This is a genomic window from Psychrobacter sp. JCM 18901, assembly GCF_000586435.1.
Lineage (GTDB): Bacteria > Pseudomonadota > Gammaproteobacteria > Pseudomonadales > Moraxellaceae > Psychrobacter.
On record NZ_BAWH01000008.1, the window covers coordinates 108379 to 119798 of the forward strand.

At 37.7% G+C, this 11420-nt stretch carries 6 protein-coding genes and 3 pseudogenes; all 9 read left to right on the forward strand.

Going from position 1 to position 11420, the window contains the following annotated elements; genetic code table 11:
• Window positions 1-76: 76 nt before the first annotated feature.
• The 9 genes and pseudogenes from odhB to TT11_RS08065 all read left to right on the forward strand — a co-directional run bounded on the left by odhB (window position 77) and on the right by TT11_RS08065 (window position 10378).
• Entirely contained in the window at window positions 77-1324 is a 1248-nt protein-coding gene (gene odhB / locus TT11_RS08025; RefSeq protein WP_101204629.1) for a 2-oxoglutarate dehydrogenase complex dihydrolipoyllysine-residue succinyltransferase, read from the forward strand.
• A gap of 261 nt (window positions 1325-1585) precedes the next feature.
• Window positions 1586-3041: pseudogene (gene lpdA / locus TT11_RS08030) on the forward strand (dihydrolipoyl dehydrogenase).
• A 159-nt stretch (window positions 3042-3200) separates the two neighbouring features.
• Window positions 3201-4369, forward strand: a pseudogene (gene sucC / locus TT11_RS08035) (ADP-forming succinate--CoA ligase subunit beta).
• A gap of 149 nt (window positions 4370-4518) precedes the next feature.
• Window positions 4519-5393, forward strand: a pseudogene (gene sucD / locus TT11_RS08040) (succinate--CoA ligase subunit alpha).
• Window positions 5394-5489: 96 nt separating this feature from the next.
• Window positions 5490-6545 carry a UDP-glucose 4-epimerase GalE gene (gene galE / locus TT11_RS08045; RefSeq protein WP_261869942.1) on the forward strand — a complete coding sequence of 352 codons (1056 nt, stop codon included), beginning with the start codon at window positions 5490-5492 and terminating at the stop codon, window positions 6543-6545.
• A 253-nt stretch (window positions 6546-6798) separates the two neighbouring features.
• Window positions 6799-7356 carry a hypothetical protein gene (locus tag TT11_RS08050; protein ID WP_261869944.1) on the forward strand — a complete coding sequence of 186 codons (558 nt, stop codon included), beginning with the start codon at window positions 6799-6801 and terminating at the stop codon, window positions 7354-7356.
• A complete protein-coding gene (locus TT11_RS08055) occupies window positions 7353-8267 on the forward strand; it encodes a hypothetical protein (RefSeq protein ID WP_261869945.1) in 915 nt (304 codons plus the stop codon). Before TT11_RS08050 ends, TT11_RS08055 begins: the two co-directional genes overlap by 4 nt.
• Window positions 8268-8421: 154 nt before the next feature.
• Entirely contained in the window at window positions 8422-8868 is a 447-nt protein-coding gene (locus tag TT11_RS08060; RefSeq protein WP_261869946.1) for a hypothetical protein, read from the forward strand.
• A 4-nt stretch (window positions 8869-8872) separates the two neighbouring features.
• A complete protein-coding gene (locus tag TT11_RS08065; protein ID WP_261869947.1) occupies window positions 8873-10378 on the forward strand; it encodes a glycosyltransferase in 1506 nt (501 codons plus the stop codon).
• Window positions 10379-11420 lie beyond the last annotated feature (1042 nt).

Sequence of the window (11420 nt, forward strand, 5' to 3'; positions counted from 1 at the left end):
AAGTTATTAGAAAATTACTGACTGCCTATCACGACTTAATAATAAGTATGAATATCCAAATCTAAGGAGTATATCGATGGCTGACATCAAAGCCCCCGTTTTTCCAGAATCGGTTGCCGATGGCACAATCGTTGAGTGGCACGTCACTGAAGGTCAACAAGTTAATCGTGATGACCTATTGGCTGAAATTGAAACTGATAAAGTTGTATTAGAAGTTGTAGCACCTGATGATGGTGTATTGACCAAAATCGTAAAGCAAGTTGACGATACTGTATTGTCTGATGAGCTTATCGCTCAGTTTGAAGCCGGTGCAAGTGCTGGTGCTAGCGCAGAAGAAGCGCCAGCAGTAGATCCAGACCAACCAGCTGCGCCAGTTCAAGCAAAACAAGCTGCTGATGGTGGCGAGCCTGTTCAAGCAACAGATAAGAAAGGCGAAGCTGATCATAAAGATCAAAGCCCAGCAGTTCGTAAAGCAGCAAAAGAGTCAGGCGTAGATCCTAAAGAAGTTGAAGGTAGTGGCCGCGGTGGTCGTGTAACCAAAACTGATATGGCTAACCCGACATTGAAATCAGACAGCAGCATCAAGTCTGATAGCGGCCGTCCTGTTGCTGAGTCAATGGGTGAGCGTACTGAAAAACGTGTTCCAATGACTCGTCTTCGTAAGCGTGTTGCTGAGCGTCTACTATCAGCATCACAAGATACTGCGATGTTGACGACGTTTAACGAAGTGAACATGAAGCCATTGATGGACATGCGCGCTAAGTACAAAGAGAAGTTTGAAAAGCGTCATGGCGTACGTTTAGGCTTTATGTCGTTATTCGTAAAAGCAGCGACAGAAGCGCTAAAACGCTTCCCAGCAGTAAACGCTTCACTAGATGGCGATGACATTGTTTATCATGGTTTTTATGATATCGGTGTAGCAGTATCTTCAGATCGCGGCTTGGTTGTTCCAGTATTACGTGATACTGATCGCATGAGCATGGCTGACGTTGAAAGCACAATCCGTGAGTTTGGCGGTAAAGCACAGCAAGGTAAACTTGGCCTAGAAGATATGACTGGCGGTACTTTCACTATCTCTAACGGTGGTGTATTTGGTTCATTGATGTCAACACCTATCTTGAACCCACCACAAACTGCTATCCTAGGTATGCACGCTATCAATGACCGCCCAATGGCTGTCGATGGCAAAGTTGAAATCTTACCAATGATGTACTTAGCATTATCTTATGACCATCGTATGATCGATGGTAAAGAAGCCGTACAGTTCTTGGTAACTATCAAAGAGTTGGTCGAAGACCCTGCAATGCTACTACTAGACCTGTAAGCTTTTAAGCTTGTATTGGCAACCGCTGATACAAGCTTTTTAACTTTGGTATAGATAATGATTTTTATAAATCAGTGATCACTTGATGCGCTGATAACTGTATTTAAATAAATTTAATAATGGTGACTCGCTATCGATTATCGATGAGTGAGTCTATCTCATTGATATAGTGTATTAACTGTTCAGTGTAGATAACGCTGATCTATCAGCGAGATAACAACCAGTTTAAATGACACATACAATTAAAAATAGGAACGTACTATGAAAGACAATTATGATTTAGTCGTCATCGGCGGCGGTCCTGGTGGTTACGAAGCAGCTATTCGTGCAGGCCAGCTCGGTATGAGTGTTGCTTGTATCGAAAAGCGTGTTTATAAAGGCGAGCCAGCACTTGGCGGTACTTGCTTAAACGTTGGTTGTATCCCATCAAAAGCCCTACTTGACAGCTCACATCGTTACGAAGCTACTAAGCATGACCTTGACGAGCACGGTATCAGTACTGGTGACGTTGCTATCAATATCGAAAAAAATGATAGAGCGTAAAGAAGGCATTGTTAAGCAGTTGACTGGCGGTGTTGCAGCGTTGCTAAAAGGCAATGGTGTTGACTGGCTACAAGGCTGGGGTACTTTAGTTGATGGTACGGGCACTGACAAAAAAGTCAAATTTACTGCTCTAGAAGACGAAAGCGAAGCGACGATCATTGCTAAGAATGTTATTCTTGCGGCAGGTTCTGTGCCTATCGAGATTCCTGTTGCCAAAACTGACGGCGACCGTATTGTTGACTCAACTGGCGCACTTGATTTCACTGAAGTACCTAAGCGTCTAGGCGTTATTGGTGCTGGTGTTATCGGTCTTGAGCTTGGTTCAGTATGGCGTCGTCTAGGTGCAGAAGTAGTCGTATATGAAGCACTTCCTAGCTTCTTAGCTGCTGCTGACAAAGACATCTCAAAAGAAGCTGGCAAAATGCTGAAGAAGCAAGGTCTTGATATCCGTGTCGATACCAAAGTAACCAATGCTGAAGTACAAGGTGACCAAGTTGTCGTCACTAGTGAAAGCAAAGGCGAATCGAGCGAGGAGAGCTTTGATAAGCTAATCGTTTGTGTTGGTCGTCGCGCTTATTCTGAAAAACTGCTTGGCGAAGACAGCGGTATCACGTTGACTGAACGTGGCCTTATCGATGTTAATGACCAGTGCAAAACCAATCTTGATGGCGTTTATGCTATCGGTGATTTGGTCCGTGGTCCTATGCTTGCGCATAAAGCTATGGAAGAAGGCATGATGGCTGTTGAGCGTATTCATGGCGAAAAACCTCAAGTTAACTATGACACTATCATCAATGTCATTTATACTCATCCAGAAATCGCATGGGTAGGTTTGACTGAGCAAGAAGCTGAAGAAGCTGGCTATGAAGTTAAAACAGGTTCTTTCAACTTAGCTGCTAACGGTCGTGCATTAGCGCAAAGCGAAGCGCAAGGTTCTGTGAAAGTAGTTGCTGATGCGAAAACAGATCGTCTATTAGGTATGCATGCTATCGCTGCTGGTGCTGGTGATATCGTCCATCAAGGTATGATCGCGATGGAATTTGTTTCTAGCATTGAAGACTTGCAGTTGATGACGTTTGCTCATCCAACTATTTCAGAAGCAGTACATGAAGCTGCTCTATCTGCAGATGGTCGTGCTATTCACGCTATCCAGCGCAAAAAGCGTAAGAAATAAGTAGTTGCTCGTTTAGTTATTATCGATTTACAACCTGATTGGGGTATCGCTATCTTGGTGATACCACAATCATGAGTGCGTCAGACGTATGATTAATATGTGTATGTACGCACTTGATTTCACTTTTTATTAATTGTAAAAAAATAAAGGATACAATCAATGAATTTACATGAGTATCAAGCAAAAGAGCTATTAAAAAGCTACGGTTTGCCAATTCAAGAAGGCATTATCGCTCATAACGGCGAAGAAGCTGCTGCAGCTTTTGATAAAACCCCAACTGACATTGCGGTAATTAAAGCGCAAGTACATGCTGGTGGTCGCGGTAAAGCTGGTGGTGTAAAGCTAGTTAAAACTCGTGAAGAAGCTAAGCAAGTTGCTGAAGAGCTGATCGGTACTAACCTAGTAACGTTCCAGACTGATGCTGATGGCCAGCCAGTAAACTTCGTATTAGTTGCAGAAGATATGTATCCAGTACAAACTGAGCTATATCTTGGCGCAGTCGTTGATCGTGCAACTCGTCGTGTAACTTTCATGGCATCTACCGAAGGTGGTGTAGATATCGAAGAAGTAGCACACAGCACTCCAGAAAAAAATCTTCAAAGTAAATGTTGATCCTTTAGTTGGCTTGATGCCTTTCCAAGCGCGCGACGTTGCGTTCAAACTTGGTCTAGAAGGCAAGCAAATCAACCAGTTCGTTAAATTGATGACTGGCGCTTATAAAGCATTCGTTGAAAACGACTTTGCTTTAATGGAAATCAACCCATTAGCTGTTCGTGAAAATGGCGAAATCGTTTGTGTTGATGGCAAAATCGGTATCGATTCAAACGCACTATATCGTCTGCCAAAAATCGCAGCACTACAAGACAAGACTCAAGAAAATGAGCGTGAGCTTAAAGCTGCTGAATTTGACCTAAACTATGTTGCTCTAGAAGGCAACATCGGTTGTATGGTTAACGGTGCTGGTCTTGCAATGGCGACCATGGACATCATCAAATTGTATGGCGGCAAGCCTGCTAACTTCTTGGACGTTGGCGGTGGCGCAACTAAAGATCGCGTTGTTGAAGCGTTCAAAATTATCCTAGAAGACAGCAGTGTTGAAGGCGTTCTAATCAACATCTTCGGCGGTATCGTACGTTGTGACATGATTGCAGAAGCTATCATCGCTGCTATCAAAGAAGTTGACGTACAAGTACCAGTTGTTGTTCGTTTAGAAGGTAACAACGCTGAGCTAGGTGCACAAATCCTAGAAGAGTCTGGTCTGAAATTGATTTCAGCTCAAGGTTTATCTGACGCGGCTCAAAAAAATTGTCGATGCTGTTAAAGCGTAAGTCTTTAAACATAAGTGTTTAGAGATAAACGCTTAAGCATAGTAGTCAAATCGTAGTGGTGGTTTTATAGCAAAGATTGGTTATCAAAATCCGATAACAATAGCTATAAAGGCCACTGTTACAAGACAACCGAATACAAGGAAAATATAATGAGTGTATTAATCGATAAAGATACCAAAGTATTGGTACAAGGTTTTACTGGTAAAAATGGTACGTTCCATTCTGAACAAGCCATCGAATATGGTACAAAAGTAGTTGGTGGTGTGACGCCAGGTAAAGGCGGTCAAACGCACCTAGCCTACCAGTATTTAACACTATGGCGGAAGCCATGGAAGCGACTCAAGCTGACGCTTCTGTTATCTATGTACCAGCACCATTTGTACTAGACTCTATCGTTGAAGCAATCGATGCTGGTGTTAAGTTGATCGTTGTGATCACTGAAGGCGTACCGACTATCGATATGCTAAAAGCAAAACGCTATCTTGAAGAAGCTGGCGACGTGCGTCTAGTTGGTCCTAACTGCCCAGGCGTTATCACTCCAGGTCAGTGCAAAATCGGTATCATGCCAGGCCATATCCATCAGCCAGGTAAAGTGGGCATCATCTCACGTTCTGGTACATTGACTTACGAAGCTGTAGCTCAAACTACTAAGCTTGGTTTTGGTCAGTCAACTTGTATCGGTATCGGTGGTGATCCTATCCCTGGTATGAACCAGATTGACGCACTGAAGCTATTTGAAGCTGATCCACAAACTGAAGCTATCATCCTAATCGGTGAGATCGGTGGTACTGCTGAAGAAGAAGCTGCTGCTTATATCAAAGACCATGTAACTAAGCCAGTTGTTGGTTATATCGCTGGTGTTACTGCTCCAGAAGGCAAGCGTATGGGCCATGCTGGTGCTATCATCTCTGGTGGTCAAGGTACTGCTGAAGAGAAATTCAAAGCGTTTGAAGATGCTGGTATCGCGTATACACGTGACCCCTCTAAACTTGGCGACAAGCTAAAAGAAGTTACTGGTTGGTAAGATAGGCATTAGTCTACAGTTAAACTACTAAATCTATATTGAAATATGATAAAGACACCCCTACAATGGGGTGTCTTTTTTATATCTGAAACTCTTATGAAAAACAAGGTACTAATTACTGGTGGTGCAGGGTATATCGGCTCTCATACATGTATTGCTTTACATGAAGCAGACTATGATATTGTCGTGTATGACAACTTATCTAATAGTAGCCGTGAAGCGATCAATCGTATCTCTACTCTAATTGGTCAAAATATTGAGTTTGTCGAAGGTGATATTCGAGATACTGAGTTACTTAGAAAAATTTTTGCTTCGCATGAATTCTTTGGCGTTATTCATTTTGCGGGGTTAAAAGCAGTTGGAGAGTCAGTAGCAAAGCCATTACTGTATTATAATAATAATGTCAGTGGCACTATAAACTTGTTAGAAGTTATGACAGAGTATAACGTGAAGAATTTAGTCTTTTCATCATCAGCCACTGTCTATGGTGATCCTGAATCCTTACCCATCGATGAAAGCTCGAAGCGTTCCTGTACCAACCCTTATGGACAAAGCAAACTTATGGTCGAGCATATCTTAGAAGACCTAGCTATATCGGATACTGGTTGGAACATGATTGCTTTGAGATATTTTAATCCAGTAGGCGCTCATACTTCAGGGAAAATTGGTGAAGACCCTAAGGACATACCAAATAATTTAATGCCTTATATCTCGCAGGTGGCTATCGGCAAACTCGACAAACTTAATATTTTTGGTAATGATTATCCTACAGTAGATGGAACAGGCGTTCGTGACTTCATTCATGTCACTGATTTGGCTCAAGGTCATGTGGCTGCACTAAACTACCTAGATAAACAGATTAATCTAAACGAAAGTCGCACGATACAAAAAAACTTAGTAGGCTTTTTGCCCATCAACTTAGGAACTGGCAAAGGCACTTCTGTATTGGAATTAATATCTGCATTTTCTGATGTATCTGGAAAGACTATTCCCTATCAGTTTACTTCCCGCCGTAGTGGTGATATTTCTAGTTGCTATGCCAGTGCTGATAAAGCGAAATCGCTATTAGAATGGCAAGCAAAGCTATCTATTACTGACATGTGTAAAGACACATGGCATTGGCAAAGTATGAATCCGAATGGTTATGAATAGTTTTATATACTGTATCTAATTTCTTAATTTAACTGCTTATCAAGAGGATCTTATGAGTATTCTTATTCAAGCTGGGCATTACTCTTCCCATTCAAAAAAAACTAATGCAAAAAAATGTATGAAAGAGGATTAAGCAAACCTGAAAAAAAGTTATACTCATAAGCTAAGCCCTCAGCAAGTAACAGATACTATTTATAAGATATTGTCTCGTACAGATCTATCAGTAGCGAATATTAAATTAGCCGATAGCATTATGGTCGATTTTTTGTTATCTAATTTAGATGCTGAAAACTGGGGTTGGGCTCACGAAAAAAATCTTCCAGCATTAGATTATTGGCAACAGCTTGAACCTAACGTTAGATTTATATTAGTATTTGACCATCCGAACCAGTTATTATTTAAGTTAGATAACGCTAACCTTACTACAGATATTATCGACAGTGTAATAAGTGAATGGATTGATTACCATACAAAACTACTATCTATACTCGAAAACCATAGTGATAAGGCAATACTGATCGAAGGGGTCTGTGCACTGGATAATAATGCTAATCTAGGTGAGCAAATGAAAGCAATTTCTAATAATCTAAGATTAAAAAGTACATGGCAAACTTCTAATAATGATACCGGCCAGATATCTAATAATAATGTTCCTTCAAAGCAAGATAATATTGTTGCAGAGCATATCCATAATGAAATCTTAAAAAAATATCCAGAAATAATTAAGTTGTTTAATACACTATTGAATAAAGCAGCAATGAAAAGTAGCGAGCCTATATATAAAAAAGGTCAACAGAACTGCATAGTTTGATTGCTGCTTTGAATCATCTTGAAGAAAACGATGATAAGCAATATCTAGTAGAAAATCAAAAGCTGATCCAAGAATTAGAAGGCGTTAAACAGCAATATAGTCAAGAAGTTCAAAGTTTGAAATTTAAATATAAAGAATCAATAAATGAAAGTAATGAGGCATTAAAACAGCTTCATCGAGCTCAAGAAGAACTAGAAAGGAAATTTATAGAAAGTGAAAGTATTGAATATATATCAGAACACAATAAGCTACTATCAAAAAAAATAGAGGAACTGAATTCTGCTAATCATGAGGCAGAGAAGAAAGTAATAGATAGTCAAGTTATTGTTGACCAATATAAATCTACGCTAGATCAAATGTATAAAGAAACTAAGCAATTAAAATCAATCAATAAAGAAAGTGGTTTATCAGAAAAACTGAAACAAGAAAATGAGGTGTTGCTTAAGCAACTTCATTATACACAAGAAGAGTTGGAAAAGTATTTCTCAAAAGGTCAATCATTAAGCTCTGCAGATCTTGCTACTACTACATTACATAATAAAGTATCTAATCAGCTTTCTTCAAAAGCTCAAGTTTATTATGGTGCAGCTGATAGAGTTAAAAATGACCTGCCATACCGATTAGGTTCAAAAATGGTTAAAGCAAAAAAACCTAAAGAGATAGCAGCTTTGCCTTTAGCTTTAGCCAAGGAATATAGAGATTTCCGAAAACCTGAAAATAATCAGGCAGCCCTTCCAGACTTAGAAGAATATAGAGATAAGATGGAAGCTGACAAAGTTAGGGAGCACTTATCTTATCAATTAGGAGTTATGCTGCTAGAAAGTTCAAAATCTCCTAAAGCCACTTTGACTTTACCTTTAAGTATTGGTAAGAAACTAATTGAATTTCGAAAAGAACTAAAGAAAAAATAACCTATATATTTATTATTGATTATATAAACATCGGAATATACTATGAGCTTTATCAGTGCTAATAAAAAAATTTAGAGAGGGTGACTATGAGGAAGCATTAGCCTATATATAGAATTGGAAAAAAAATATGGGAAAGAACTTTTAGCTGTGAATATTGAAAGCTGTAAGAAGAAAATTACAAAAAAAATATAACCAATCCTCTCTAGAAACAATCTCTAGAAAAAAATTAGGTTCTGATAATGAATTTGATAATATTACTAAAGTACTCTTAGATAATATTTCAAGGTCCAGTGATACAAGTAAAAGAAAAGGATGGCTAGATAAAATAAATAAAAATAAAAAATTCGAATCAGAGGCTGCTTTTGTAAAGAATATCAATATGGTTCCCTCTGAATGGCCAAGCGATCTTCAGTTGTACTCTTTACCAGAATCAACTAATGACTATGAATGGTCTTTGAATTATAAGAGTATCTCCAAGGGTTTTGTTAAAAATATGGATGAGGTTGGCTTAAGTATCATTATTCCAACTTTTAATCGTTCAGAGATTTTAAATATCACTTTAATTTCTTTATTGAATCAAAAAAACGCAGTACCCTTTTGAAGTAGTGGTCGCAGATGACGGTAGCTCAGAAGAAATAACAAAAATTACGAAGAAGTTTGAAGACCAGTTAGATATCAAATTTGTGCGTCAAAAGGATTATGGGTATCAACTTTGCGCAGTTAGGAACCTAGGAATAAGAGCCGCGAAATACGAATTCTTGGCTATATTAGATTGTGATATGGCGGCAAATCCATTATGGGTTGAATCATATGTCCAAGCGCTTTTAAAGGACTCAGATACTGCTTACATAGGCCCACGTAAATATATTGATACAAGGCAATTAAAAACTAAATCAGTATATCAAGATGCTTATATTTTTGAAAAACTACCTCCAGTGAAGTCAGATAGTATTAGCACATCTTCTGAAGGTGGTATCTCAAAAGACTGGCGTTTAGCTCATTTTGAAAAAACCGACAATCTTCGTTTATGTAATAGCCCGTTTAGATACTTTAGCGGAGGTAATGTAGCTTTTGCTCGTAAGTGGTTAGATGCAGCTGGTTATTTTGATGAGGAGTTTACACATTGGGGCGGAGAAGACAATGAGTTTGGTTATCGTCTTTATAAGATGGGTTGCTTTTTCAGATCTTTGGAAAGTGCATTAGCGTATCATCAAGAGCCTCCCGGTAAAGAAAATGAGACTGATCGTTCAGAAGGTCAAGCTATTACTCGCAAAATAATTGAACAAAAAGTTCCTTATTTTTATCGTAAGCTAGAACCCATTGAGACTGCTACAATCAAAAGAGTACCGTTGGTTTCAATTTATATCCCTGCTTATAACTGCCAAGATAGTATAGTTAGATGTATTGAAAGCGCGTTAAATCAAACTATTCCAGACTTAGAAGTATGTGTTTGCAATGATGGTTCGACTGATAGCACCCTTGATATTTTGAAAGCTAGATATAGTAATCATCCTAGGGTTAGATTTGTAACTCAAGAAAATGGCGGTATTGCAAAAGCATCAAATACAGCTGTTAAGATGTGTCGCGGATACTATATAGGTCAATTAGATTCAGACGATTATTTAGAGGTAGACGCAGTTGAGCTCTGCCTGAATGAATTTTTCAAAGATAGAGATCTAGCTTGTGTTTATACAACAAACAGAAATGTAGATAGTCACGGCAATTTAATCTCTAATGGGTATAATTGGCCAGTATTTTCACGAGAAAAATTTTCCACAGCTATGATAGTCCATCACTTTAGGATGTTCACTATAAGAGCTTGGAATCTTACATCTGGTTTTGATGAAGACATCGAGAATGCAGTAGACTATGATATGTACTTGAAATTGAGCGAAATTGGTAAGTTCAAGCACGTTAATCGTATTTGTTATAATAGAGTGCTTCATGGTGAAAACACTTCTATTAAAAAGCTAGGCATTCAGAAAACTAATCATTTTCGTGTAGTTAATAATGCGCTGATGAGGCAGGGAATTAACTCTTACATCTACAATCCTGTAGATAATAACGATAGTAGTAGGAAGTACACTTTTGATCATAAAAATAATACGTGATTATGACGGCTTTCTAAAAATTTACAAAGATATGACAAATAAAATATGATGATATATTCGAAATTATGAAGACAACAATTTCTTTAATCGTCACAGTTCTAGTTTAGAGAAAAAAAACATAACAGTTATACTGAGCATAACTAATAACGTAATGCCTATAAACTTCAAATTATTGACTAACATCCATCAACGTACAAATTTTGTCATTTTGATATAGGAAGTAAAATACGATTGATGAATATTGGGGTTTGGGGGAGTTAAAGATATAGCCAGTATTGTATCTAAGAGCATTGGTAACATTATACGCTTATTTAAATATTAGAATATTTCTAAGAAGAAATATTTTAAACATTTAGGAGGTGACTGCTTTTTAACTTACATTATTGTAAGGAGTATAAATTATGGAATATTTATACTTATATAAGTGTTATAGGCAAAATATTAGCCTATGTTTGAGCCAAATATAACTTAAAAGCAACTAAGGAATTACAGGAACTTATTAAAAAAATTTAAAATGGAATATGGCTTTATCAATATGGGTAATTGGAACGTTTTCCAACTGCACTTTAATTAGAGAGAGATTTGCAAATAAAATGTTTTCCATATGGAAAAAATTGATTACTTATTGAAACGCCGACTAGAACTAGCTATTAGAATGATCTTTTATTTCTACGGGAAAATTGATAATCATTTAAAAGAATCTGATTTGATTTTTTCTTAAAGTATTTGTGGTCATGTCTAATCCTATTGTACCCTTTATAGCAGTATTACATTTTGAATATAATTTTTCTTATGTGTTTAGGTTACTGTCCTGTAAGAGAGTCATTTTTTCGTTATGGGAATTGGTTTTATTAGTTAAGGAAAATGATAATATAATTAACTATTTAGCTGAAAAAAATCTTTCACTTTATAATATCAATTATAGAGTATTAAGCGAAAATCTTTCTTAAAAGTAATGCTTATTAAATATATCTTGAATAGATTAACACCTAGATATGTCTAAAAAGCTAGATATTGTAGAATAGTAACTATAGAAAAATAT

Excerpts from the sequence above, each read along its gene's own strand:
- odhB (WP_101204629.1), top strand. The coding sequence starts at position 77 with ATGGCTGACATCAAAGCCCCCGTTTTTCCAGAATCGGTTGCCGATGGC.
- galE (WP_261869942.1), top strand. The coding sequence starts at position 5,490 with ATGAAAAACAAGGTACTAATTACTGGTGGTGCAGGGTATATCGGCTCT.
- TT11_RS08050 (WP_261869944.1), top strand. The coding sequence starts at position 6,799 with ATGGTCGATTTTTTGTTATCTAATTTAGATGCTGAAAACTGGGGTTGG.